The following is a 23,847-nucleotide window of genomic DNA, read 5'->3' as shown; positions in this document are numbered from 1 at the left end:
AGATGTATTCAAAATATATCTTTAGAGGTGACCAAAATGCTATCTCAAAAAACCATTGAAATCGTGAAATCCACTGCTCCTGTATTAGAAGTCAAAGGAACAGAAATTACATCTGTTTTTTATAAAAATTTATTTGCCAATCACCCGGAATTACTAAATATTTTCAATCATGCCAATCAGAAAAAGGGCAGACAACAAACCGCGCTGGCCAATACAGTGTATGCTGCCGCTCAGAATATCGATAAGCTCGAGATGATCCTGCCTGTTGTAAAGCAAATCGCTCACAAGCATAGAAGTTTAGGCGTTAAGCCTGAGCATTATCCGATCGTTGGCGAGCATCTGCTTCAAGCCATCAAACAGGTTCTTGGAGATGCAGCGACAGATGAGATCATCGAAGCATGGGGAGACGCATACGGTGTCATCGCCGGAGTATTCATCGATGTAGAAGAAGAAATGTATAAAGAAACTGAAAACAAGGATGCCGGCTACAGAGACTTTAAACCGTTCATCATTGCTAAAAAAGTAGTGGAAAGTGACGTCATCACTTCTTTTTATCTTCAACCGAAAGAAGGCGGCAGTGTCCCAACCTACATGCCTGGTCAATTTTTATCTGTCAGAGTGACGATCCCTGAAGAAGAATTCACCCATATTCGTCAGTACAGTTTATCAAGTGCGCCCATGGACCATCAATTCAGAATTTCTGTTAAAAGAGAAGCAGAGTGCGATCCACAAGGGAAGGTATCCAACTTCTTACATGATCAAGCAGTCGTAGGAAGCGAGATAGAAGTCAGCGCGCCTGCCGGGGATTTCTATTTAGAGGATGGGGACTCACCTGTTGCGTTTATAAGCGGAGGCGTTGGGATCACACCTATGATGAGTATGCTCGAACAAGTGGCCAAATCCACACCGGAACGCAAGACAGCATTTATCCATGCGAGCAGACATGAAGGCGTGCATGCCTTTAAAGGGGACGTCGAAAGGCTTATGACGGAACTTGAGAACGGGGAAGCGTGCTTTGTTTATGAAAATCCACGGGAAGAATCTCCATCCCACTTTACTGGATATGTAAATAAAGAGATCCTGAAACAGTATGTGGACGCTGGAACCGAATGCTATGTGTGTGGCCCTGCACCATTTATGAAAGCTGTCATCGGCACATTAAAGGAAATGGGTGTAGCAAAGGTACGTTTCGAGTTCTTCGGTCCGGCAATGGATTTAAGTAAGCAGGAAAGTGTGACGGTTTAATGATTTGATAATATAATCGCGGTTTTGAAAATAAAAGCTGCCGATTTGAAAATAAACTTGTAACAATGAAAATAAATCCTCCTGATTTGAAAATAAACATCCAGATTTAGTTCATTTCGATGATGGAAAACAGAAAAACGCTAGGATTCCTAGCGTTTTTCGACCTTAGTAGCGATGTTCATCGTTATCTTCACGATTTTTAAACGCTTCCTGTGTCACGATCAATTCTTCATCACCAATTGCATCCTCAGAATGTTTACTAGATGTACTATTTTGAGGGAAGTTCCCCGGGTGTCCTTTTTTCTTTGATTCGAAAGATTTACCACGTGCCATATCAGCCACTCCTTTTCGTCTTTGATACAGGTAGTTTTTCCAGGGGAACTGAAAATATGTGAAAGTGAATTGTCAGAAAATAGACGCATCTCACATGTGCAGCAACCCGTCCGATTGAATATACTGGTAGTAACGGGTGGCTACTTTAATCCATTCCTAAGGGGTGATAGTGTTGGATTTTTCAACCATTGTTTCGGAGCAACGAATTAAGAAGGCTTACGAGGACGGGGAGTTCGAGAACCTTCCCGGCTATGGAAAACCGCTTAACCTTGACGATGATAGAGGCGTTCCCGAAGAACTGAAAATGGCCCATCGCATCATGAAGAACGCAGGATTCACAACCGATGAAATGAATATAAAAAAAGAAATGATGAGGATCGAGGACTTGATCAGAGTCTGTGATAATGAAGAGGAAGAACAGGAATTAAAGCAGAATCTGAATGAGAAATTGCTGAAATACAACAGCATGCTTTCGAAGAAGAGAATCAAAACAAATAGTTCCTTATTCAAAAATTATGAGCATAAGCTGGAAGACAAGTTGCTGAAATAAAGAAAACACCACTTTCCGTGATGAAAGTGGTGTTTTCTTTATTTTGGTTCTCCGTCTTCTTTAAATAAGAAGAAGGAAATCACGCCGGATAGTAGAGTGCCTCCGATGATCAGCATGAATTTTGAACCAGGTTCGATCTCGGAATAATATTTGCCGAGCATCCAATAACATGCAACGGCTACGAGTATCATGATGGGAATGATCATGGTGAATCGTTTTTTCAACAGTGCCACATCCTTTAAAGCTTCTCTTCTCAGTTTACCACAGATTATGTGTTGACACTGTTCTGAATACGGGCTGCACTTGTGGCAGTATCTTGAACATATTGCGCAATCGTCCGGTTGTCACCGTGAAGGGTTTCGATGGTGGCGCTGATTTCCTCAAGGCCCGCAGATGTCTGTTGGATGACAGCCGCCAGTTCCTTCGTTGAGAGCTCGGCTTCCTCGGTCTGCCCCCTTACGTCAGAAGCGGTGGTGGTGAGGCGCTGGAATTCATTTGACAGAGCGTCAAGCTTCTCTCGCAATGATTTGAAATACGCCGTGACTTCACCGGTAGCCCCCACATTTTCATTGAGTTTCTCAGAGCTTAGATTCATGATTTCAACAGCAGAGGAGTTCACCGCATTGACGGATGCGAGATTGTCGTTGATGCGAGTCGCCGTATTCCTCGTGATTTCGGCCAATTTCCTTATTTCATCGGCTACGATGCTGAAGCCGCGTCCTGCTTCTCCTGCCCGTGCAGCCTCGATGGATGCATTCAAAGCGAGAAGATTGGTTTGGTCTGTAATATCCTGGATGCTGCCGATAAAGCTGTTGGTTTCTTCAATTTTGCTGGTGAGCTCTTTAAAGGTCTGGTGTAGGCCTTCGATGATGTTTTTCAATTCAATCATGTTTTCCTGCAGGTCCATGACCCGTTCGCTCCCTGAGGCGGCAATCGCATTCGCATCGGTTGAGTGGGCGGTAAGATCATCTGAAAGCTTTGCGACTTCTTCCATTTTACTCATTGTCGTTTCTGTTACCAGGGCGATGTTATTGATCTGATCACTCTGTGTGACACTCCCTGCTGAAATTTCATTCACTGCCGTCTTCATTTCATCATGGGAGACGAGATGGGTTTGGACCTGTTCATTGATTTGTTGAATGCTTCCTGAGATGGTCGCCAGTTCTTTTTGTAAAAAGTTTCGCTGGTTTTCTTTTTCCTTACTTTCACTTTCTGTCCGATGAATGAATTCCTGAAGCTGCATGAATTGAGTGCGGTTTAAGCGGATGACGACCCAAAGGACGATGCCCAGCAATACATAGCACAGTAAAGCAGGGACAAATAGTTCGGCGTAAATCGGATCTCCCTTTGGAGCAAGCACCCCATTCATGACGAGTAGGACGAGACCGGATGTGAAGCCGATTCCAAAGATGACAGGATTAAAGTGAATAGCACTGATTACTGCTAAAAATAAAAGGATGACCAAATCGGGTGGATTGGCTCCTTCAAGAAAAAGCCAGATTCCCATCAGGGCATACACAGTCGGGATGCTGAAATAAACATAGGAATGAGGTTTCTTTAATATCAATTGCAGCACAACGAAATATCCTGCAAGAAAAGCGATCTGCAGGGAAAATATCGTGACGGTAATCGTTCCTGACTTATGGATGATCGAATACGAGAGCGCAGCAGCAAGGCTGATTCCATACGTGATCAGAAGCAGAAGATTCTTCCTTTTACTATCGATTTCTTTCAATTGCTTGGGGGTCATGACGTTTCTCTCCTTTTAATAAAATCCCTTATATTCCATATATCGACAAATGCAGACTGATTCTTCATAACGTTTTACAGTAATTTTTACAAAATTTTGAATAAAACTATCACTCAATAATCAGCGGCTTTATCCGATATTAGTAATAGACTACGATGAGTAAGGTGGAGCGATCAGATGGATAAGACGTCTTTAATAGGAGTCATTTTAGGATTGATAGCGGTGGGAGTAGGGATGGTGTTCAAAGGAGTAAGCCCGGTTGCCTTATTGAACCCTGCAGCTATTTTAATTATTTTACTGGGGACGGTGGCCGCAGTGACCATCGCGTTCCCGACACACGAAATCAAAAAAGTACCGAAACTCTTCGGCATATTGTTTAAAGAACAAAAATTGCAGGACCCCAAACAAACGATCCAATTCTTCTCACAAGTGGCGGATCTTGCACGGAAAGAAGGGCTGCTAGCACTGGAAGCGAAAACCCAGGAAGTGGATGATCCATTCCTCAGGGACGGACTTTCCTTGGCGGTGGATGGTCAGAGTGCCGATTACATAAGGGATGTGCTTCATGAAGAAATCGATGCCATGGAAGAGCGTCATAGTGCAGGAGCCCTCATCTTTACACAGGCAGGGACGTATGCGCCGACACTTGGGGTCCTGGGGGCCGTCATTGGGTTGATCGCAGCCCTCAGCCACATGGATAATACCGATGAGCTCGGCTATGCGATTTCTGCAGCCTTCGTTGCGACATTGCTTGGTATCTTCACAGGTTACGTTTTATGGCATCCTTTTGCCAACAAGCTGAAACGGAAATCCAAGCGTGAAGTCCAAATGAAAATGATGATGGTGGAAGGCATTCTTTCCATCATTGAGGGAGAATCTCCCCGGGTGATTGAACAGAAGCTTGCATCCTATTTGCCGGCAAGTGAACGGATCATGTTACTAAAGGGGGATGAGGATGAGGCGGCGTAAGAAGAAACATGATGACGAACATATGGATGAATCCTGGCTCATTCCGTATGCTGACCTACTCACCCTGTTATTGGCCCTGTTTATCGTCTTGTACGCATCAAGCTCGGTGGACGCCCAGAAGTTCAAGGAACTCTCTCAGGTATTCAGTGAAATCTTCACCGGAGGCACGGGGATGATGGAGCATCCAAGCCCTGTCGCCCCCCAGCAGTCAAGCGATCAAGAACAGAAGCAGGCTGCATCAGCCGGGATAGATAAGGAAAAAGAAAAAGAATTAAGTAAAGAAGCACTTGAAAAGCAGGCCTTTATAAAGGACCAGGAAGAGCTGAAGGAAATCCAGAAAAAAATAAACGAATACATCAAAACGAATAATCTGGAGCTTCAATTCGTCACCAAGCTGACGGATGAAGGGCTCCTCCTCACGATTCGCGACAATGTATTATTCGACTCGGGGTCTGCCACGGTCCAGGGCAGTGACCAGAATGTTGCTGAGGAATTATCGGGCCTTCTCGAAATGAATCCTCCGCGAAACATCATCATCAGCGGTCATACAGATAATGTGCCCATCCGGAATGCAGAATTCGACTCGAACTGGGAGCTTAGCGTCATGCGGGCGGTCAATTTCATGAAAATCATTTTAGACAATTCCGCTCTTGACCCCCAATGGTTCAGCGCGAAAGGATTCGGTGAATTCGAACCGATCGCAGACAATGGAACAGCAGAAGGACGGGGACAGAACCGTCGGGTGGAAGTGTTGATATTACCGAGGGTGACAGAATAGAAGGGAACCTGCAGCTGATGGATCGTCGGCTGCAGGTTTTTGACGTATTTCCGGGGAAATGGAGGGATCTTGTCGAAGGAAGTCACTCATAGAATGACTGATTTCTCATGGTGATGACCTCCCACAGGGGACTTCTGAACGCATTAAATAAGAATTCTCCTCAAAATGTTTTACAGCCCCTCTATTAGGGAAAAAGTCTGGAAAAGCATGTAGAAGTAGTGGCTGATTTTTCAGGATTCGGGGTCTGTGTTAATTAAATGATAGGTTTTATACATACGTAGGAAACAGCTATTCCCCCGCTTTTTATTCCAAACGTTAGCCACTGCCTCTATCAAAGGAGGAGCACGATTGAGTACGTTTTTTGACATCATAGGTAAAATTTCGGCGTGGTTATGGGGTCCACCATTGATCATCGTCCTGGGTGCAACGGGTTTGTACTTAACAGTTTTATTGAAATTTATACAATTTAGGTATCCTCTTTACATTTTTAAGCAAACGGTTGGAAGTGTGTTTAAAGAGCCGAAGGGAGAAGGGACGGTCACTCCCCTCCAGGCGCTGACGTCCGCACTGTCGTCCACGATCGGGGCGGCGAATATCGTTGGGGTCCCGGCTGCGATCATGTTTGGTGGTCCTGGAGCTATTTTCTGGATGTGGGTCATTGCCCTTATCGGGATGGCGCTTAAGTTCTCGGAGAGTGTACTTGCGGTCCGCTATCGTGAGAAGAATGAAAAAGGGGAATATGTGGGCGGTCCCATGTACTATATGACGAAAGGATTGAACATGAGGTGGCTTGGCGTCTGGTTCGCCTTTGCCCTTATGATCGAGTTGATTCCAAGCATCATGGTACAAGGGAATGCTGTAGCTTCTACCGTAGAAGAAACTTTTAAGGTAGATGGATTGATTACGGGTATTGTCGTTGCGCTTATCGTCGTGCTGATTGTATTCGGCGGTATCAAAAGGATCGGTAAGGTGACGGAGATCTTCGTTCCGTTCATGGCCCTGATTTATGTAGGGAGCGCCTTAGTGATTTTGTTTATGAATATTGAGGCAGTACCTGAATTCTTCAGTTTGATTCTGTCACATGCCTTTCAACCTATGTCTGCAATGGGAGGCTTTGCCGGGGTTGCCATCGCAGAGACGATCCGCTGGGGATTTGCCAGGGGATTATACTCCAATGAGGCAGGGCTCGGAACTGCTCCGATTGCTCATGCAGCGGCGCAAACGGATCATCCTGTGCGACAGGGTCTTTGGGCGATTGTGGGGATTGTGATCGATACGATCATTGTCTGTACAGCTACTGCTTTTGTCGTCTTATCATCAGGAGTGTGGACCTCAGAAAATGCCCTCGATGATCCTTCAGCCCTGACAACGGAGGCATTTACGAGCTATTTCGGTGAGTTTGGCGGGATTCTTGTCACGATTTCATTGATTTTCTTCGTCTTGTCCACGATCATCGTCATTGTCTTTTATGGTGCAAAGCAGGCTGAATTCCTGTTCGGCTGGAAGGCGGCTCAGGGAATCAAAGTGGTTTATACCGTTGCCATCGTCCTTGGATCGGTCGGAGCTGCAAAGGTCATCTGGCAGTTCCTTGATTTAGCCCTTGCAGCCATATTGATTCCGAATATCATCGCGGTCCTTTTATTAAGTAAAGAGGTTAAAAGACTCACCAATGAGTTCTTTACTTCCGAAGAATACTATTTAAAGGACACGGGTAAGGTAAAAGAAAAGAAAATATCTTAAACTGATAGACTTGTTTTTCCAATGGGAAGAGCAAGTCTTTTTTTCTGTTAACCAAACTTCCAACTTGTGTAAAATAAAACAAAAGTTTAGAATATTAACAAAAGTTACTTTTCTTTATAGGGGTGGGAGAAAGTGAACGAGAAAGAAAAGCTTTTATTGTCTTTCATCGAAGAGAATCCGTTTATGACGCAGCAGGAATTATCCGAGAGAAGTGGGATTTCGCGATCGGCCGTAGCCGGTTATATATCCAATCTGGTCAGACAGGGGAAAATTTTAGGGCGAGCGTATGTGATACCAAAGAGGAACGGGATCACCTGCATAGGGGGAGCCAACGTCGACCGCAAGATGCAGTTGCTGGGTGAGATGATCCCGGAGACATCCAATCCTGCGAGCTCGGAACAGACGAGTGGCGGTGTGGCGAGAAATGTTGCTGAGAATCTTGGGAGACTCGGAAAGTCTACTAATCTCATCACCGTCGTAGGGGAAGACCCAGAAGGCAGCTGGCTCATGGACCAGACGAAAACCTTCGCTGATGTGTCCGGGTCCCAGAGGCTATTAAATGAAAGCACTGGGGCTTATTCTGCCGTATTGGACGAAAAGGGTGAACTGTTATTTGCCTTGGCTGATATGAACATTTATGAAAGCGTTGACATTGGCTTTATAGAAAGACGATGGGGCTTGATTGCCTCTTCAGAAATGGTGCTGCTCGATACGAATTTTCCGGAAGACGTATTGAAGTACATTATCCGGAGATGCCAATCCGAAGGGGTTCCTTTGGCAGTGATCCCTGTCTCGGCTCCAAAGGTGAAGAAACTCCCTCCTTCATTGGAAGGGGTGTCATGGTTCATCTGCAATAAAGGCGAAGCAGAGATGTATCTGAATATGACGATTGAAACCGAGGGGGATTATTTCAAGGCGGCGAAGGACCTGACGATGAGAGGCGCCGAGCGTGCTGTCATTACCCGTGGAGATCAGGGGCTGATTTATTACACTACATACAAGGAAGCAACGGCCATCCTGCCTCCAAAGGTTGAGGTACAGGATGTGACCGGGGCGGGTGATGCCCTCGTAGCCGGTATATTATTCGGCTACTTAAAGGGATCCGATACGGACGGGGCGTGCAGGATCGGTGTGATTTGTTCTTCGATCACCCTTCAGTCGAGGCATACGGTGGCGCCAACTCTTAACGAAAGTAAGCTGCAACAGGAGTTCAGTCTCTATTATTAAGGGGGAAATGGTTGTGAATATCCATTCATATGTGGAATACTCAGAGGAAGTCAAAGAAGCAAAAAGGAAGGGCATGGCGATTGTGGCATTGGAGTCAACGATCATCTCACACGGTATGCCATATCCACAAAATGTGAAGACGGCAAGGGAAGTTGAAGATATCATTCGATCAAAAGGCGCGGTACCGGCAACGATCGCGATTTTGAATGGAAAGATTAAAATCGGATTATCTCAGGAGGAGCTTGAATATTTAGGGCAGGCAAGAGACGTGTCCAAGGTGAGCCGCCGTGATATCCCTTATATCCTGGCCTCCGGTAAAGACGGGGCGACGACGGTGGCGGCAACGATGATTTGTGCAGAACTTGCTGATATCCCGGTATTTGTGACGGGCGGGATCGGAGGGGTACACCGGAATGCGGAAGTGACGATGGATATTTCGGCGGATCTTGAGGAACTGGCTGTAACGAATGTCGCTGTCGTGTGTGCCGGGGCTAAATCCATATTGGATATCGGCCTGACCCTGGAATACTTGGAGACAAAGGGAGTACCCGTGTTAGGATACAAAACCGACTCATTGCCGGCCTTTTATACAAAAAGCAGCCCTTATTCCGTTAATTATAAAGTTGAATCAGCAGAAGAGACTGCAGGCATACTGAAAGCGAAATGGGAACTTGGTCTTAAGGGTGGAGTGGTTATAGCCAATCCGATTCCTGAAGAGGATGCCATGGATGAACAGGAGGTGGATCGTATCATTGAAGCCGCGTTAAAAGAAGCGGATTCAGAAGGGATCAAAGGAAAGGAAGCCACTCCCTTCCTGCTTGGAAAAGTAAAGGAGCTGACGGATGGGAAGAGCCTGACGGCCAATATCGCCCTCGTGAAGCATAATGCTCATATCGGGGCAGAGATTGCCGTTCGGTACTCCGAACTTCGCCGGATTGAAGCGATTTGAATATAGTTGACTGTAAATGACCCGGGCAGAAAGATGTGCCCGGGTTTTTCGTGTGAATTGACATTCGTCGTTTATATGTTCGAAAAGGTAGGGTAAAATGGTGGTAATAACGTTACGATAAAGGAAGGTACTATGGCTCAAATGCACCCTAATCATGCATTGAATGTAGATTCAATTCCAGCCCCGGCAGCAATAATCGATGTGACACAACCATCTTTTATAGAACAAAATGAAGAATGGAGGGGGATCACCCTCAAGGAAGACAATCTTCTCCTGAAAATGTTAGAGGATGATGATTATTCCATTCGCTTGCATCATCAATACTACGGATTCAAGAGAAAACAGATTGATGCGTCCAAAGAATTGGTTATGATGATCCCACTGGGGTCCGGTGTTTCACACGACGATTCCAATCATTCTCATTCGGCGATTTATGAAGCCCTTATCCACAACACTCCTACCTGCGTATGTATCATTGATAAATACGGAAACGTGATGGAAATGAATCAGTCTTTCCAGGAGCTGTTTCAGATTTCTGATGCCATTCTTGGAGAACCCCTCTGTCAGCAGCAGCCCCTAGAGAATCAACCCTTTCGTTCCATTGTGAAAAATGGCTTGAAAGGCTTGAATACGACAGGAGAAGAAGTTACTTTCGATATGGGTATGCATCGGAAAATCACCTGTAACATCACCATTTCTCCAGCCAATTATCAGAGTGATGGAACGGTGGACAGTGTGGGGATCATCCTTCACGACATCACAGAAAAGAAAAAATATGAAAATGAATTGATGTCCTTGAAGGTGGAACTTGAAAATACCCTCCGCCTTCAAAAGACCATCACGTACAAGATAAAGAAAAGCGATCAGGACTTTGTCATTGAAATGGCAGCGGGTGAGCTATTGAATAAGCTGAATTTGACTCCTTCGAAAGTGATCGGGAAAACGATTCAGGAAGTGTTCGATTCCCACCATTTAGGGAAAATCCAGCCGAAGCTAAAGCGGATATGGGAAACGGGAGAAGAGTTAACCTATGAAGACGAATACAAGGAATTGGAGTATTTGGCTTCCATCGTCCCGGTAGTTCAAAAAGGTGCCGTGGTGGAAATCATCGTGTCCATATCAGACATTTCCCTGATCAAGGATATCCAGAGAAAACTGATCGAAAGCGAACAGAAATATAAATCAATCGTAAAATACAGTCCCGATAATATCTATATGGTCGATACAAACGGAATCATACAAGAGGTGAATCCCGCGGTGAAAACCCAGTGGGACCACATTTCACCGCATATGATCGGGAGCCATTTCAGTGAGTTCATAGCAGAGGGCAGTAAGAAAACGGCCATCAAGAAATTTGAAGTCGCCCTTAAAGGAGAAGCGTCGAGATTCGTGACCACCTTTGAAAATGAAGAAGGTGGCAAAAGACATGTAGCCGTCACCAACATCCCGATCCGTGTAAAGAATAAGGTGATCGGGATTTACGGATTTGGACAGGACATCACGGAGAAACTGCAGATGGAAGAAGAACTGAAAGAAGCGAAAGAGCTGCTTGAAGCCTATTTCGAGCATGCAGGAGACGGGATCGCCCTTCTGGATCCGGAAGGAAAGGTCTTAAAAGTGAATCAACAGTTTGAATCGATGTTCGGGTGGACAAAGGATGAAATCACAGGAAGGGAAATCACCTTTCTCCATCAGGAAGATCAGGTCGGTCAGTTCAAACAAAACCTGGCCACAGTGATGGCCGGGAAACGGATCAAAGACTATGAAACCATCCGGTACCGGAAAGACGGCTCACCGGTTGAGATTGCGTTTAATATGAATCCAATCTTGAATGATAATGACAGGCTGATCGGGATTTCTGCCATCATACGTGATCTGTCCGAGAAGAAGCTTAACGAAGACCTGCTGAAGAAGTCAGAGCAGCTGGCGATGATCGGTCAGCTTGCAGCGGGCGTGGCTCACGAAATCAGGAATCCCCTGACGACTCTGAAAGGATTCTTACAACTCATGAAGGAAAATGCAAAAGATGACTTTTATTTTGGTGTCATCCAGGGTGAGCTTGACCGGATCGAAATCATCACCAATGAGTTTCTGGCATTGGCAAAACCAAGGGCCGTCAAGTTTTCCCTGACATCCCTGACAACCCTTCTCACGAGCTCTGTTGAATTCATCAAGATGGAATGCCTGAAGCAGGGGGTCGATGTAAGGTTCTCTGTGGAAGAAGCCGAAATTCACTGTGATTCCCATCAAATGAAACAGGTCATCTTGAATGTGATGAAAAATGCCCTGGAAGCCATGCCTGCCGGGGGACTCCTCAATGTTCAGTTAGAAAAGGTGGATGGCCATGGGAAAATCTCGATTCAGGACAACGGGAGCGGGATCCCTCCTGAGCGCATGAAGCACCTGGGCGAACCGTTTTATAGCACGAAAGAAAAAGGGACCGGACTCGGACTGATGATTTGTCAGAAAATCATCAAGGAGCATCACGGCTCACTATCGATTCAAAGCAACGTAAGCGAAGGGACCACCGTCACGATCCTTTTGCCGATTGCCAAAGATCATTAGAAAGTACTCCACGATGAGAGATGAATCTTGTCGTGGAGTTTTTTTGTTTACACGGGTATTGTCGATTTTTTAAATGAAATAATCCGACAAATAATGAAAAAGAATTTGGAGGGAAGTGAGTGGTAACGCTGATATTTTCCCGGGAAATAGCCTCTTCTACAAATTTCTTCATGAAGGTTTTCTTGGAAGGAACTTGTCACCTCTTGTCGGGAGCACACCGGCAAGTTTCAACATCCTGGAAATAGGTTAAATGAATGGAAAGAGGTGAAGAGAGATGAAGACGAACGTCTTTATAAGCGGTGGAGGCATTGGAGGTCTGACACTCGGACTGAAACTCGCCCAGTGTAACATCGATGTAACCGTCGTAGAGCGGTTGCCGGGGCCGGGTTCCGTTTACAAGGGTGAGCTTCTCCAGCCGAAAAGCCTGGAAATATTCGATTCCCTGGGTGTCATAGACGATGTCTTCCAGAACGGACACAGCATTTCCGATCTGGAACTGATTGAATTGAAACGGGCCAAATCGAAGGCAGAACATTCAACCATGAGCTATTCCATCCTCCCGACTCCGTATCCATTTTCCCTCATGATCCATCATGAAACGCTAAAGGGCATCCTGCGAAAAAAAGGGGAAGCATATCCATCCTTCCATTATCGGGCGAATACCGTCTGTAAAAAGATAAATGGTCATTCGGTGACTGTCCTGGACCGGGAGTCGAAGGCAGAAACTGAGATTCACAGTGACTTCATTATCGGGGCAGAGGGAAGGAGCTCAGTCACCCGCGACTATATGGAAGTGGATGTGAAAGAGAAAAAGTACAATCATCATTTCCTCACGGTTACATTCCCACGACCAAAGGAAATGGTGAAGGGGCGCATCATTTCTACATATCAGTCATTTTTAGGCTTGTTTCCACTACCGGACAATGAGGTGAGGTCGGTTTATCTTATCCCGGCAGGTGAATACAAAACACTCCGGAAAAAACCGATTTCAGAGTTTCATAAACTTTATATTGACATGTGCCCGGATCTTGACGGGTATGTGAATCAGATAGACGATTGGAAGAAAATTCAGCTCATGGTCCCATTGAAATATCATGCTGAGACCTATGTGAAGGATCATTTCGCCCTTATCGGAGACGCCGTCCATACGGTTCATCCCATGGCGGGTGAAGGGATGAATATGGCGATTCAGGATGGCAGTATCCTCGGTGAGCTATTATGTGACATGTATAAAGAGGGGAAATTAGATCCGGCCAATTTGGAATGGTATCCAAAGGTAAGAAAAAAGAGGGTCGCCCATCAGATGCACCTCAGTCACTTATCGGCCCTCGTCTATTCCTATCCTTACCGACCCGTCGGCTGGCTCCGGAATAAGAGCCTGCAGAGGATGGAAAAGGATTCGATTTCCCATTACAAACAGATGCTGAACATTTCAGGTCTCGGCGTGTGGAGGGAAACCCTTTATGACCGGATGATCCAGGGGGGCATGCTTCCGATCAGACTTGATTCATTAACAGAAGAAGAAAAATCAACGACTGCATTTACTGAAAAGCAGGACTATCCCTGGAAAGGAAAGGAGGCGTTACAATGATTGGAGAAATGGTAAAGGTATGGCGGGCGCGTACCTGGATGAAAAAGAATGTCCCTTTCTTATACAGCTGGCATGCCTATGTCGGATATGAAATGGATCTGTTCGATCAATTTACAAAGCCTGCTTCCATTCAGGAAGTGGCGCTCTCTCAAAACATCGAAATGGACCTCCTTGAACAATGGGTGGAAGTAGGGATCACCATTAAGCATTTGAAACGGGTGGAGGACGCAAAAGTCACGACGAGGAACAGATGGAAGCTTCCTACATCCAAAAAAGATCCCCACTCATCGGGGATCCTGCTGAAAGAAATGATGGAGTTGCATATCCCGGCCCTGTTATCGTACCCTCAACTACTCCGGAATCAGACGAAACAGCACTTTAACTCGGATGTCCACGGCTCAACCGTAGCGAAAACGTCGATCCTATTGGAACGATTTGCTTTTCCAAAGGTGCAGAAGGCGATTAAGAAATACAATGCGGACTCCATACTGGACTTGGGATGCGGTGAAGGAGGGTATGTGAAGAGGATAGGAGAGCGTTATCCTGATAAGAAAATGGTGGGGGTCGAGATCCATCAAGCCGTTGCCAAAGCGGCAGAAAAGTCTCTTAAAGACTTCGAAAATATCGATATCCACTGTGGAGACCTGCATGAATATGAGCCCGAACAGCACTTTGATATGATCATGGCCAATAATCTCTTTCACTATATCGATCCATCCGAACGTCTGCAATTTTTTGAAAAAGCATCTGCGTGGCTCGGGTCCGAAGGGGTCTTCTTCGTCCTGACACCAATGCAGAAATCCAAGCATGGAAAACAATTCTCCAGTGCCTTCAACAGTTTCTTCATGACATTCCAGAACCTGTACCCGATTCCTTCCCAGAAGGAAATGGAGACACTCGCCGGGAAAACCAATTTCAAAGTCGAGTCCGTCGAGCCGATCGTGAAAGAAGGCGGATGGTACGTAATGATATTCAGGAAAAGAGGTTGGGACAAAAGTATTTAGTTAAAAGAAAAACCGAACGATCATTCGAAATTTTATTTATACATCGAAATCGTTCGGATTTTTCATTTGGATGTTTACATACATATTGTTACTTTTGGATGTAGTAAGTAGTGGTTGATTTCCGCTCCAGGTGCTCGCTTTCCGCGGGGCTGGCGGTGAGCCTCCTCGGCTTCGCCTCCGGGGTCTCACCTGTCCAGCGTTTCCCGCAGGAGTCGAGCACCTTCCGCTCCAATCAACTTTCGAAGCGTAAGTGTTTCACTTATAACATTGTAATGTCGAGATTGCTTCCCCATTGCATACACCAACTCTTATTCTATTAGTTGCAGTGACCGATAACCGTTGCTTATACAAATACTTTTTCTGCACCTACACTGCCTGAATGATCGAACATTTGAAAATTATAGTCTATGTATGAGTAACAAAGACCTTGGTGAAATTTGCCTATTATATAGCAGGTTCTAGCTATTGATTGGAGTGCAAGACGAAGACTCCTACGGGAAAAGCGGAATAGGTAAGACCCCGCAGGAGCGTCAGTGACGAGGAGGCTTGCCTTCCGCCCGAGGAAAGCGAAGTCTTGCACGGAAATCAAAAGCGGTGTAACAAGTGATCCCTAACTATTTTTTGATTGTTCGTCTCTAGAAGAAGCGGATTTAGTTATGTCCCAGCTTCTTTTGTTTGGGGTTTGCTTTATAGTTCAGCTGCTGAATAGTGGATGAAAATCAGCAGCTGAATAACGCCAGAGCTTCACCTGTCAAAAACCTAAAGAGATTCAGCTGCTGAACACCATGGTCACACATTCATCATAATTTTTTTATGTAACAGGGTAATCACTCGTTATTTTAGGGTAAAAATAGAAAAGTAGATCATGAATGTGGAGGAGAGCCGATTGAGTAAACATGAAATATATGATTGTATCGGAATCGGAATTGGGCCGTACAATTTGAGTTTGGCTGCCCTGATGGAGGAGAGGACAGATCTGAAAGTGAAGTTCTTCGATCAGACTCCGGAGTTTCAGTGGCACCCGGGGATGCTGATCGACCAGACCGATTTGCAGGTGCCGTTCATCGCAGACCTGGTGACGTTTGCGAATCCACAGAGCCGGTATAGTTATTTGAATTATTTACATACCCATAATCGTTTATATAAATTTTTCTTTTTTCAAAAGTTTGAAATGCCGCGTCAGGAATACAATGAGTATGCCCGCTGGGTCTCGGGTCAGCTGAGTTCATGCCAATTTCATAGTGAAGTGATCGGGGTAAAGGATGTTGGCGATTGTTATAAAGTGGTGGTCGATAACCGGCTGGAAGATGAGCGTGAGGTTTATTATGCGAAGCATATTGTGATGGGAACGGGAAGCAAGCCTCTTATTTTAGATGAAATGGAAGGGTTGCCGGATGAGGACGTCCATCATACGAGCAAGTATCTGTTCCATAAAAAAACGACGATGGAAGGGGCCTCCATCACGATTGTGGGATCTGGTCAAAGTGCAGCCGAGGTGTTCTATGATTTATTGAAGGAGCAGGAAAATCATTCATATCAGCTGACATGGCTGACCCGTTCAGAGGGGATCCTGCAGCTTGAGTCATCGAAGCTCGGGCAGGAATTCTTTGCCCCTGATTATGTGGACTATTTCCATGGACTGACGTATGAAAAGCGGATGGAAGCCTTGAAAACCCTCGATCAGCTCAGGAACGGGATCGATCCGGACACCCTTAACAATATTTATAACATTCTCTATAACCATTCCGGCAGCGATCAGTCCCCCCGCACGACCATCCAGCCCCTGACGGAAGTGAACAAGATCCGGAATAAAGGGGATGGTTACGTATTGAGTTGCCGCCAATGGCAGGAAGACCGTGAATTCACTTATCAAAGCGATAAAGTGATTTTAGCGACAGGGTACAAGCCGAATATTCCTGAATGGTTTTTTGAAGAATTTGAAGACAACATCGTGTGGGAAGATGATAAGAAATTTAAGGTTTCCCGGAACTATAAGCTTCAGTTTAAAGAAAAGCCGGATCGCGATCATCATTTTTACACAGTGACGAATCTGGAGCACTCCCACGGTGCCGGGGCGACGAATCTTGGATTGGCCGTCGACCGGAATATTCATATCATTAATGACATCGTGGGGAAAGAAGTGTATGAAGTACAAAGGGATACAATCTTCTCTCAATTCACGATGGATAATTAAGGGTTTTAATTTTTGTGAGCCGGGTAAAGTATAAGTGTGATAATAAATCAAACAATAGTAGGAGTGTTCTATTTTATGGCTAAGATTGCAACATTAATTACAGACATGTTTGAAGACGTAGAATTTACAGATCCTGAAAAAGCGTTTAAAGAAGCAGGCCACGAAGTCGTGACGATTGAAAAAGAAAAAGGAAAATCAGTCAAAGGCAAACAGGGCGATGCAACGGTGAAAATCGATGAAAGCATCGATGATGTCAATCCTGCAGACTTTGATGCCTTATTATTACCAGGCGGATTTTCTCCGGATCAGCTGCGTGCAGATGATCGTTTCGTGAAATTCACCAAGCATTTCATGGATGAGAAAAAGCCGGTATTCGCGATTTGCCACGGACCACAATTACTTATTACGGCAAAAGCGCTGGAAGGACGAAAAGCAACAGGCTTCAAGTCCATCAAAGTCGATATGGAATATGCCGGTGTGACATACGAGGACAAAGAAGTCGTCGTGTGCGGCAATCAGCTTGTAACCAGCAGAACGCCCGATGATATTCCGGCATTCAACCGTGAATCACTGGCGCTTCTATCAAAATAGGCAGATAAATGAAAGGGGACATTCCCCAAGGTATTTTGTACCTTTGTGGGAATGTCCCTTTTTTTAGTCACTGATCACGCTTTTCTTCTAAGGTTACCCATTTCTTCAATGATCGCGTTCATTTCGCTCGGGCTGAAATGATCCTTGCGATTCACCATGACATAAAGGTCGTGGAGATCTTCGTACATTTCTTCATTGAAATCTTCAGGCTTGACGGCACCTGCATTGACCATTCTTAATTTTTCTTTAATCGATGTGACCATGAATTCGATGTTCTCTGCTGTGTTTTGTGATAAATCCATCTTCGAATCGTCCTTTCTGACGTGCAATGTAGTACATTTATCTTTCCATGATTCCTTCATCTTGTCAATGAGGCATGGATAGAAGTGACTCTTGGAGGATTTTTTTCGGAGAATGTTTTACACTATAAAGGAATGGGAAATGAGTAGATAAGCTAATACGTGAGAATGCCGCCAGAAAGTATATGGTGTAGTGGAATCCGGCTGCAGCCGATTGCTGAATAAAAAACGATAATCATTTGAAGGAGGGTAATACATATGGGAAGAAATAAGTTTTACAAAGGGGTCATGCTTGGTGCTGTTGCAGGAGGGCTTCTGTCTCTACTGGACAGGTCGACACGTCAGGAAGTGGGCTCTACTTTAAAAAACAGTGGACAGTATATATCCACCTATTCAAAAAATCCTCAGAGATTATTTGAATCTTCCAGGGAAGTGTATGAGAAACTGCGCATGACGGCCGATCAAGTCTCGAGGGACATTCACTTCATCAGTGAAAAAGTAGATGAAATCAAAGGGATGACCCCTCAGGTGAAAGAGATCATCGAGGAGACGAAAGAAACGTTTGAAGACTCTTCAGAATCGTATAAAGATACATTTTCAGGTCAAGAACCATCGAATGAACTAACTGCTCAGGATGAAGAGAGCCAGCCGGTTGCTTCTTCATTTAAGGGGTATTAACGAAATGAGGTGAAAGCATGTCGGATGAGACGGTCAAAGGAGAATGGAAAGGATTTTCGAAAAGTCTTTTCGCCAATATCAGTGCGAATGACGTAACGGGCCTTGCTGCGCAAATTGCCTATTACTTTCTTTTATCGCTCTTCCCACTGCTGATATTTATTGTCACCCTTCTTCCGTATCTGCCTTTTGAACAGGGGGATATTCTTGGATTGGTAAGGGACTTTGCCCCGGGTGAAACGATGTCGATGATTGAGGAAACGCTGCAGGACGTCATGTCCAACCGCAATTCAGGTTTACTTTCCGTCAGTATCATCGCCACGATCTGGTCGGCTTCCAATGGGATGAATGCCATTGTGAAGAGCTTGAACCGGGCATATGATGTCGAGGAAACAAGGTCGTTCATTGCCACGCGCCTGATGTCCATTCTGTTGACATTCGCCATGATCCTGGTATTTGTCATCGCTCTCCTGCTTCCGGTATTCGGTAAGCAGATTGGTCTTTTCCTATTTTCTCAATTCGGATTTTCAGATCAATTTTTAACGATATGGAACGGAATTCGCTGGGCCATCACGCCCATCATTCTCTTTATCATTTTCGTCGGATTGTATTTTTTTGCTCCAAGTAAACGGATCAAATGTTTAAGTGCGTTTCCGGGAGCGATCTTTGCGACGCTTGGTTGGGTACTCGCGTCCTTGGCCTTTTCGTATTACGTAGGGAGCTTTGGAAATTATTCCGCCACATACGGCAGCATCGGTGGGATCATCGTCCTCATGATCTGGTTCTACTTGACGGGAATCATCATCATGATTGGTGGAGAAATCAATGCACTCGTCACGATTAAAGACAAAGATTCGTGTTAAAATAGGGGAAATCATTCCCCTGACATAGTAAAGGTTGGAGTAGGGGAAGATTCTATTAAACATTCGTGTTTAAGGGGTCTTCTTTTTTTATGTGATAGAGAAAGTGAGGTGGGGGATATGTTAATTGCTGCAATGGTAGAACGGCTCGGCATCATCGTCACGATTGCCTTTGTGATGACGAGGATCAGTTTCTTCCGGCATCTGATCGAGAAGCGAACACATGTGAAGAAATCCCAGACGTTCCTCCTTATCCTGCTGTTTGGTTTCTTCGGAATCGTTGGTACATATACAGGGTTGATCGTGAATCCGTTTCAGGAAGAATATACGAAATGGCAATGGCATCTTCAACAAAATGAAGCGATTGCGAACTCGCGGGTAATCGGCGTTGTGGTAGCAGGACTCCTCGGTGGTCCATGGATCGGTCTCGGGGCCGGATTGGTAGCGGGTGTCCACCGGTATTTCCTTGGGGGATTCACGGCGTTCTCATGCGGGATTTCGACGGTGCTCGCAGGTCTGTTGGCAGGCTGGATAGGAAAGCGCGAAAAGAAAAATAGGCTCGTCTCCCCTAAAAAAGCGTTTCTTGTCGGCTTTATTGCAGAGGGGATGCAGATGCTTCTCATTCTGTTATTGTCGAAACCCTTTGACGATGCTTACCTGCTCGTGTCTGATATCGGTTGGCCGATGATTATCGCCAATGCTGTCGGGACAGGGATCTTCCTGCTTATCATTAAAAGTGTATTTCAAGAAGAGGAACGGATGGGGGCTGCTCAGTCCCAGAAAGCACTGCGCCTGGCAGACAGCACGGTGAAATATATGCGAAAAGGATTGAACGTATCGTCAGCCCGGGCAACATGTGAAATCCTCATGAGGGATGTCAATGCCCTGGCCGTATCGATCACGAATACATCCCACATCCTCGCTCATGTCGGACTTGCTTCTGATCACCACCATGAAGGGCGCCCGATACAAACGGAAGCAACGAAACGGGTCATCGAAACCGGTGACCTGATGAAGGTGGGACGGGAGGATATCCAGTGTGACCGGAGCGGGTGTCCATTAGGAGCGGCCATCATGGCCCCGCTTTTAAAAGGGGACGACATCGTCGGGACCCTTAAATTCTATTTTCACTCTGAAAAGGAAATTTCACCGATATTGATGGAGTTAACCAAGGGGATTGCGACACTTCTTAGTCATCAGCTGGAGCTTGCGGAAATCGATACCCATAAGGAGCTTGCGAAAGAGTCCGAAGTAAAGGCGCTCCAGGCCCAGATCAATCCCCATTTTCTGTTCAATACGATCAATGTCATCGTGTCATTGACGCGGATCAATCCGGATAAGGCCAGGACACTGCTTATTTCCCTTTCCCAATTCGTCCGCCAGAATCTGACGGGGAGCACGAAATCAACGTCCACTCTCAAAGAAGAAGGACAGCATGTGAAAGCATACCTGGCCATTGAAGAAGCACGATTCTTTGACCGGCTGGAAGTCGTGTACCAGATCGATGAAGATGCCTTACAGGTGAAAGTCCCTTCCATCACCCTGCAACCCCTGGTAGAAAATGCGATCAAGCATGGGATGAAAAATGTAGAAGAAGGGTTTATGTTAACGATCTCCATAAGGAAAGAAGGAGAGAAAGTGAACGTCAGCGTGACGGATAATGGATGTGGCATCGCTGAAGGCAGAATGAGTAAGCTATTATCGGAGCCCGTGGAATCACAGGGAGGCACAGGGATCGGTCTATACAATGTGAACAAACGCCTGGAAATGATGATGGGAAAAGAAGCAGGGCTAAAGATCTCATCTTCAAAGGAAAGTGGAACCACCGTTGCCTTTACGTTAAGGAGTGAAAAGGAATGAAAATCGCGATCATCGATGATGAACCATACAGCCGGGAGGAAATAAAGCATCTCCTCGGCAGTTATCCCTGGGCGGAAGTGGTCGGGGAAGCAAGCTCAGCCGAGAAGGGCCTCGAAATCATTTTGACGAAAGAACCTGACGTCCTGTTCTTGGACATCGAGATGCCCGGCATGAGCGGAGTGGATCTCGCCGAGACCCTTCAGAACATGAAGCATAAGCCGGAAATCGTCTTTGCCACGGCTTACCCTGACTATGCCCTTAAAGCGTTCAGGGTCGAGGCTGTCGATTATCTGCTGAAGCCTTTTGAAGAGGATCAGCTTGCCCAAACGATGGAGAGGTTGAAGTCCCTGGTAAAGATCGAACACCGTGAGAATCCATCCCTGGGGAAACTGGCCGTGCATGATGAGGATAAGATTGTATTCGTCAAGCCGGAGGATATTCTCTACATTTTCAGGGAAGAGCGGGAAACATTCATCTGTACGGAAAAAAAGAAATACACGTGCAGGCTGCCAATCAAGGAATTGGAAGCAAAACTCAGCACCTATCCGTTCTTCCGCGTCCACAAAAGCTATCTCGTTCAGCTGCCCTTCGTGGAAGAACTGATTCCATGGGGGAGCGGCGTATACCAGTTGAAGGTTCATGGGGCTGATGAGGCGATTCCTGTGAGCCGGAATTATGTGAAGGAATTGCGGGAGCGGTTGGAGTTGTAGTTGTAGTTGTAGTGTAGTTTGGGTGTACCTGGTACAATCGGAGGGACTTGTACCAGGTACATTTTTTGATTTTTGTACCAGGTACATTTTTGATTTTTGTACCAGGTACAAAATGGTTGATGGGTGCCTGGTACAAAACACTCGATCTGTACCAGGCACGAATTACGCAATCAGTACCAGGCACCGGCCATTTCCAAAAGCACGTCAATCCCTGCTTCCTGCATTTCAGCACTGATTTTTAACATCTTGGACAGAATGTGACGAAAATGTGAATATGCTTGCTATAATGAAAGCGTATTCATAACTGAACGAAAGGGGATCATATACATGGTCACATTCCTGGTCTCAATTGTTGTCTTAATTATTGGTTATTTCACATATGGAAAATTGATTGAAAAGATTTTTGGAGTGAATGAAAGTCGTTCCACCCCTGCTTATGCAAAGGCGGATGGAGTGGACTATGTTCCGATGAAAACAGGTAAGAACTCCATGATCCAGCTGTTGAATATCGCTGGTGTCGGCCCGATCTTCGGTCCGATCATGGGAGCGTTATACGGACCGGTCGCTTTCCTTTGGATCGTACTCGGAGCGATTTTTGCCGGAGCGGTTCATGATTACTTAACGGGAATGATTTCGATCCGTAACGGAGGGGCTCATTTACCGGAGCTTGCAGGACGTTTCCTTGGTAAAACGATGAAGCATGTGGTCAACGCATTCTCGATTCTGTTACTAGTATTGGTTGGTACGGTGTTCGTTACCGCACCTGCAGCCCTGATTGCGAATCTGACTCCAGCATGGATTTCACTTGGCGTGATCATCGCTGCCATTTTCATTTATTATATTGTCGCAACGTTATTGCCGATTGATAAAATCATCGGTAAAGTATACCCGCTGTTTGGAGCTCTACTTCTGATCAGTGCGGTAGGTATCGGAGCAGGATTGGTGATTACGGGAGCGGATATTCCTGAAATATCTTTAACGAATATGCATCCTGATTCTATCGCTATTTTTCCTTTACTATTCTTGACGATTTCGTGTGGTGCCCTTTCAGGCTTCCACGCAACACAGTCACCGATCATCTCAAGAACGACTCAAAACGAGAAGAACGGACGCAAAATTTTCTATGGTATGATGATTTTAGAAGCGATCATTGCGATGATCTGGGCAGCGGCAGCCATGAGCCTGTTCGAGCCTGGTGAACTGAATGCGATCTTGAAAGACGGAGGACCTGCGGCAGTCGTGAGTGAAGTGTCTGTTCTGATGCTTGGTTCCATCGGCGGAACGCTTGCCATCCTTGGCGTCATCGTTCTTCCGATCACTTCCGGGGATACATCATTCCGAAGTGCACGGATGATTATTGCTGATTACATCAAGGTCGGACAGGTGAAAATGTCCAGCCGCCTTTGGATTGCCGTTCCACTGTTCGTGATTTCAGTCGTACTAACACGCATGGACTTCAATCTCTTATGGAGATACTTCTCTTGGGCAAACCAATCGACGGCGATGATTGCTCTTTGGGTAGGCGCCATGTACCTGGCCCTGCAAAAGAAACCACACTGGGTCGCAACGATCCCGGCTATCTTTATGACCATGGTCACGTTCACGTATATCCTGAACGCTCCGATCGGATTCGGGCTTTCCATGGGCACAGCTTATATGGGAGCTGCAGTCATAACGATTGTGTCAATCCTGGCCTTTATCTACACATTGAGAAAGCGCTTAAACGATGGTTCGGTCATCCAGGTCGACGAAGAGGTACCGCAGCCAGCAGCGTAAATGGAGAGTTTTCCGGTTATTACCGGGAAACTCTTTTCTTTTTTTGCACAAAATAATATTGATTCACAAACTATATGGTAGGAGTGATTCAGCATGACAAAGAAAACGAAAAAAGACGGCGGTACGAAGCAAAACGGGAAACACACACCGAAACAAAAAACTTCCGGATCTGCAAACGGAC

21 protein-coding genes are annotated in these 23,847 nt (G+C 45.7%); 17 read left to right on the top strand and 4 right to left on the bottom strand.

Annotated elements, in window-relative coordinates; all coding sequences use genetic code 11:
* The first annotated feature begins 36 nt into the window (after window positions 1-36).
* Window positions 37-1,245 carry an NO-inducible flavohemoprotein gene (gene hmpA, locus ACSQ2E_RS20035; protein ID WP_435993507.1) on the top strand — a complete coding sequence of 403 codons (1,209 nt, stop codon included), beginning with the start codon at window positions 37-39 and terminating at the stop codon, window positions 1,243-1,245.
* 165 nt (window positions 1,246-1,410) lie between these two features.
* Here the strand turns inward: hmpA and ACSQ2E_RS20030 are convergent, their stop codons facing one another.
* Window positions 1,411-1,578 (bottom strand): hypothetical protein, encoded by a 168-nt coding sequence (locus ACSQ2E_RS20030; RefSeq protein ID WP_435993505.1) that lies wholly within the window; start codon window positions 1,576-1,578, stop codon window positions 1,411-1,413.
* A 172-nt stretch (window positions 1,579-1,750) separates the two neighbouring features.
* Between ACSQ2E_RS20030 and ACSQ2E_RS20025 the strand changes: the two genes are divergently transcribed.
* Window positions 1,751-2,128, top strand: a complete 378-nt coding sequence (locus ACSQ2E_RS20025; RefSeq protein ID WP_435993503.1) for a DUF1992 domain-containing protein — start codon at window positions 1,751-1,753, stop codon at window positions 2,126-2,128.
* Between the two features lie 38 nt (window positions 2,129-2,166).
* On the opposite strand, the gene ACSQ2E_RS20020 is transcribed toward ACSQ2E_RS20025, so the two are convergent.
* Both ACSQ2E_RS20020 and ACSQ2E_RS20015 read right to left on the bottom strand, forming a co-directional pair.
* The gene (locus ACSQ2E_RS20020; protein ID WP_159361192.1) at window positions 2,167-2,352 is read right to left on the bottom strand and encodes a histidine kinase; all 186 of its coding nucleotides are present in this window, start codon (window positions 2,350-2,352) and stop codon (window positions 2,167-2,169) included.
* 44 nt (window positions 2,353-2,396) lie between these two features.
* Window positions 2,397-3,878: a methyl-accepting chemotaxis protein gene (locus ACSQ2E_RS20015; protein WP_435993500.1), complete on the bottom strand. Its 1,482-nt coding sequence runs from the start codon at window positions 3,876-3,878 to the stop codon at window positions 2,397-2,399.
* 177 nt (window positions 3,879-4,055) lie between these two features.
* On the opposite strand from ACSQ2E_RS20015, the gene motA reads away from it, so the two are divergent.
* The 10 genes from motA to ACSQ2E_RS19965 all read left to right on the top strand — a co-directional run bounded on the left by motA (window position 4,056) and on the right by ACSQ2E_RS19965 (window position 17,486).
* Complete coding sequence (motA, locus tag ACSQ2E_RS20010; protein ID WP_435993498.1) at window positions 4,056-4,847, top strand: flagellar motor stator protein MotA; 792 nt, start codon at window positions 4,056-4,058, stop codon at window positions 4,845-4,847.
* Window positions 4,834-5,625, top strand: a complete 792-nt coding sequence (gene motB / locus ACSQ2E_RS20005) for a flagellar motor protein MotB (protein ID WP_435993496.1) — start codon at window positions 4,834-4,836, stop codon at window positions 5,623-5,625. The genes motA and motB overlap by 14 nt, the downstream gene beginning before the upstream one ends.
* Before the next feature lie 348 nt (window positions 5,626-5,973).
* Window positions 5,974-7,365, top strand: a complete 1,392-nt coding sequence (locus ACSQ2E_RS20000) for an alanine/glycine:cation symporter family protein (RefSeq protein ID WP_435993494.1) — start codon at window positions 5,974-5,976, stop codon at window positions 7,363-7,365.
* A 132-nt stretch (window positions 7,366-7,497) separates the two neighbouring features.
* The gene (locus ACSQ2E_RS19995) at window positions 7,498-8,592 is read left to right on the top strand and encodes a carbohydrate kinase (RefSeq protein ID WP_435993492.1); all 1,095 of its coding nucleotides are present in this window, start codon (window positions 7,498-7,500) and stop codon (window positions 8,590-8,592) included.
* 19 nt (window positions 8,593-8,611) lie between these two features.
* Window positions 8,612-9,541 carry a pseudouridine-5'-phosphate glycosidase gene (locus ACSQ2E_RS19990; RefSeq protein ID WP_435994659.1) on the top strand — a complete coding sequence of 310 codons (930 nt, stop codon included), beginning with the start codon at window positions 8,612-8,614 and terminating at the stop codon, window positions 9,539-9,541.
* Window positions 9,542-9,673: 132 nt separating this feature from the next.
* Window positions 9,674-12,106 (top strand): PAS domain S-box protein, encoded by a 2,433-nt coding sequence (locus ACSQ2E_RS19985; protein WP_435993490.1) that lies wholly within the window; start codon window positions 9,674-9,676, stop codon window positions 12,104-12,106.
* 274 nt (window positions 12,107-12,380) lie between these two features.
* A complete protein-coding gene (locus tag ACSQ2E_RS19980) occupies window positions 12,381-13,697 on the top strand; it encodes an FAD-dependent oxidoreductase (protein ID WP_435993488.1) in 1,317 nt (438 codons plus the stop codon).
* The gene (locus tag ACSQ2E_RS19975; protein ID WP_435993486.1) at window positions 13,694-14,701 is read left to right on the top strand and encodes a class I SAM-dependent methyltransferase; all 1,008 of its coding nucleotides are present in this window, start codon (window positions 13,694-13,696) and stop codon (window positions 14,699-14,701) included. Before ACSQ2E_RS19980 ends, ACSQ2E_RS19975 begins: the two co-directional genes overlap by 4 nt.
* Window positions 14,702-15,587: 886 nt before the next feature.
* Complete coding sequence (locus tag ACSQ2E_RS19970) at window positions 15,588-16,895, top strand: lysine N(6)-hydroxylase/L-ornithine N(5)-oxygenase family protein (protein ID WP_435993484.1); 1,308 nt, start codon at window positions 15,588-15,590, stop codon at window positions 16,893-16,895.
* 75 nt (window positions 16,896-16,970) lie between these two features.
* Window positions 16,971-17,486, top strand: a complete 516-nt coding sequence (locus tag ACSQ2E_RS19965) for a type 1 glutamine amidotransferase domain-containing protein (RefSeq protein WP_060671407.1) — start codon at window positions 16,971-16,973, stop codon at window positions 17,484-17,486.
* Between the two features lie 74 nt (window positions 17,487-17,560).
* Here the strand turns inward: ACSQ2E_RS19965 and ACSQ2E_RS19960 are convergent, their stop codons facing one another.
* Complete coding sequence (locus tag ACSQ2E_RS19960) at window positions 17,561-17,788, bottom strand: DUF1128 domain-containing protein (protein ID WP_435993482.1); 228 nt, start codon at window positions 17,786-17,788, stop codon at window positions 17,561-17,563.
* A 255-nt stretch (window positions 17,789-18,043) separates the two neighbouring features.
* Between ACSQ2E_RS19960 and ACSQ2E_RS19955 the strand changes: the two genes are divergently transcribed.
* The 5 genes from ACSQ2E_RS19955 (at window position 18,044) to ACSQ2E_RS19935 (ending at window position 23,666) form a co-directional block, all read left to right on the top strand.
* A complete protein-coding gene (locus tag ACSQ2E_RS19955) occupies window positions 18,044-18,463 on the top strand; it encodes a hypothetical protein (RefSeq protein ID WP_435993480.1) in 420 nt (139 codons plus the stop codon).
* Window positions 18,464-18,480: 17 nt separating this feature from the next.
* Complete coding sequence (locus ACSQ2E_RS19950) at window positions 18,481-19,323, top strand: YihY/virulence factor BrkB family protein (protein WP_435993478.1); 843 nt, start codon at window positions 18,481-18,483, stop codon at window positions 19,321-19,323.
* A gap of 117 nt (window positions 19,324-19,440) precedes the next feature.
* Window positions 19,441-21,180: a LytS/YhcK type 5TM receptor domain-containing protein gene (locus ACSQ2E_RS19945; RefSeq protein ID WP_435993476.1), complete on the top strand. Its 1,740-nt coding sequence runs from the start codon at window positions 19,441-19,443 to the stop codon at window positions 21,178-21,180.
* Entirely contained in the window at window positions 21,177-21,890 is a 714-nt protein-coding gene (locus tag ACSQ2E_RS19940) for a LytR/AlgR family response regulator transcription factor (RefSeq protein WP_435993474.1), read from the top strand. The genes ACSQ2E_RS19945 and ACSQ2E_RS19940 overlap by 4 nt, the downstream gene beginning before the upstream one ends.
* A gap of 327 nt (window positions 21,891-22,217) precedes the next feature.
* Entirely contained in the window at window positions 22,218-23,666 is a 1,449-nt protein-coding gene (locus tag ACSQ2E_RS19935) for a carbon starvation CstA family protein (RefSeq protein WP_435993472.1), read from the top strand.
* The last annotated feature ends 181 nt before the right edge of the window (window positions 23,667-23,847 follow it).

This window comes from Rossellomorea sp. LjRoot5 (assembly GCF_964253455.1).
Taxonomy (GTDB): domain Bacteria; phylum Bacillota; class Bacilli; order Bacillales; family Bacillaceae_B; genus Rossellomorea.
Note: the sequence above shows the minus strand (reverse complement) of the source record. Positions and strands in the feature narration are given on the sequence as shown.

What these genes read in the sequence shown, in the direction of transcription:
- hmpA (WP_435993507.1), top strand. Translation starts at nt 37, where the DNA reads ATGCTATCTCAAAAAACCATTGAAATCGTGAAATCCACTGCTCCTGTA.
- ACSQ2E_RS20030 (WP_435993505.1), bottom strand. Translation starts at nt 1,578, where the DNA reads ATGGCACGTGGTAAATCTTTCGAATCAAAGAAAAAAGGACACCCGGGG.
- ACSQ2E_RS20015 (WP_435993500.1), bottom strand. Translation starts at nt 3,878, where the DNA reads ATGACCCCCAAGCAATTGAAAGAAATCGATAGTAAAAGGAAGAATCTT.
- motA (WP_435993498.1), top strand. Translation starts at nt 4,056, where the DNA reads ATGGATAAGACGTCTTTAATAGGAGTCATTTTAGGATTGATAGCGGTG.
- motB (WP_435993496.1), top strand. Translation starts at nt 4,834, where the DNA reads ATGAGGCGGCGTAAGAAGAAACATGATGACGAACATATGGATGAATCC.
- ACSQ2E_RS19985 (WP_435993490.1), top strand. Translation starts at nt 9,674, where the DNA reads ATGGCTCAAATGCACCCTAATCATGCATTGAATGTAGATTCAATTCCA.
- ACSQ2E_RS19980 (WP_435993488.1), top strand. Translation starts at nt 12,381, where the DNA reads ATGAAGACGAACGTCTTTATAAGCGGTGGAGGCATTGGAGGTCTGACA.
- ACSQ2E_RS19975 (WP_435993486.1), top strand. Translation starts at nt 13,694, where the DNA reads ATGATTGGAGAAATGGTAAAGGTATGGCGGGCGCGTACCTGGATGAAA.
- ACSQ2E_RS19965 (WP_060671407.1), top strand. Translation starts at nt 16,971, where the DNA reads ATGGCTAAGATTGCAACATTAATTACAGACATGTTTGAAGACGTAGAA.
- ACSQ2E_RS19960 (WP_435993482.1), bottom strand. Translation starts at nt 17,788, where the DNA reads ATGGATTTATCACAAAACACAGCAGAGAACATCGAATTCATGGTCACA.
- ACSQ2E_RS19955 (WP_435993480.1), top strand. Translation starts at nt 18,044, where the DNA reads ATGGGAAGAAATAAGTTTTACAAAGGGGTCATGCTTGGTGCTGTTGCA.
- ACSQ2E_RS19950 (WP_435993478.1), top strand. Translation starts at nt 18,481, where the DNA reads ATGTCGGATGAGACGGTCAAAGGAGAATGGAAAGGATTTTCGAAAAGT.
- ACSQ2E_RS19945 (WP_435993476.1), top strand. Translation starts at nt 19,441, where the DNA reads ATGTTAATTGCTGCAATGGTAGAACGGCTCGGCATCATCGTCACGATT.
- ACSQ2E_RS19940 (WP_435993474.1), top strand. Translation starts at nt 21,177, where the DNA reads ATGAAAATCGCGATCATCGATGATGAACCATACAGCCGGGAGGAAATA.
- ACSQ2E_RS19935 (WP_435993472.1), top strand. Translation starts at nt 22,218, where the DNA reads ATGGTCACATTCCTGGTCTCAATTGTTGTCTTAATTATTGGTTATTTC.